The organism is Ochrobactrum sp. P6BSIII (assembly GCF_014138065.1).
Classification (GTDB): Bacteria; Pseudomonadota; Alphaproteobacteria; order Rhizobiales; family Rhizobiaceae; genus Brucella.
On the sequence record NZ_JACGXB010000048.1, the window covers coordinates 1 to 1,232 of the forward strand.

The window sequence follows — 1,232 nt, forward strand, 5'->3', positions numbered from 1 at the left end:
ATGCCCGACGACAGACCGAAGTTCGTATCGTTGGCAGTGGCGAGCGCTTCTTCGTAATCCTTGACGCGGATGACCGAAGCGACCGGGCCGAAGATTTCCTCGCGGCTGATGCGCATCTGGTTGGTGGCTTCGGTGAAAAGTGCTGGCTGGAGATAGAAGCCCGGCGTTTCGCGGTTCAGGCGCTCGCCGCCAAAGGCGAGCTTCGCGCCTTCCTTGCGGCCAAGCTCGATATAATCCATGTCCTGCTGAAGCTGGCTTTCGTCAACGACCGGGCCGATATGCGTTCCCTGCTTCAACGCATTGTCGACCACAACGCCCTTCAGCCTTTCGATGGCAGCGGCAACGAACTTGTCGTGGATGCCTTCCGTCACGATGATGCGCGAGGATGCGGTGCAGCGCTGGCCGGTCGAGAAGAAGGCCGAATTGACCACGGATTCGACCGCAACATTGAGATCGGCATCATCCAGAACGACGACCGGGTTCTTGCCGCCCATTTCAAGCTGGAAGCGACGATTGTGCTCGATGGAGGCAGCGGCAACGCGCTTGCCCGTGCCGGTCGAGCCGGTGAAGGTCACAGCCTGAACATCGGCGCTGTCCAGAATGGTCTGGCCGACGACCGAACCCCTGCCCATGACGAGGTTGAGAACGCCCTTCGGCAGTCCGGCGCGATGCAGAATATCGACAATCGCCCAGGAGCAGCCCGGCACGAGGTCGGCTGGCTTGAAGACGATGGTGTTGCCGTAGCAGAGCGCGGGCGCAATCTTCCAGGTCGGGATGGCGATTGGGAAATTCCACGGCGTGATGATACCGACGACACCAACAGCTTCACGGGTGACCTCCACGCCGATGCCCGGACGCGCCGAAGGCAGCGTTTCACCGGCAAGGCGCAGGCACTCGCCTGCGAAGAAATCGAAAATCTGGCTGGCGCGGATGGTTTCGCCGATGCCTTCGGCAAGTGTTTTGCCTTCTTCACGCGACAGGAGACGGCCAAGCTCGTCCTTGCGCGCCAGAATCTCGTCGGCTGCCTTACGCAGGATCGCATGGCGCTCCAGAATGCCGGAACGTGACCAGGCCGGGAAAGCGGCCTTGGCAGCTGCAATCGCCGCTTTCGTGTCTTCAGCCGTCGCGCGGGCATAGGTGCCCACCACATCATTGGTGTCGGACGGATTGATGTTGGCAGTGCCGTCACCGCCAACCCACTCGCCAGCGATCAGATTCTGATGAATTGTCAT

General features: G+C 61.0%; 1 protein-coding gene. It reads right to left on the bottom strand.

Annotated elements, in window-relative coordinates:
* Positions 1-1,232 (bottom strand): aldehyde dehydrogenase family protein (locus tag FHW00_RS24410; protein ID WP_078341366.1); only part of this gene is annotated, 1,232 nt, incomplete at both ends.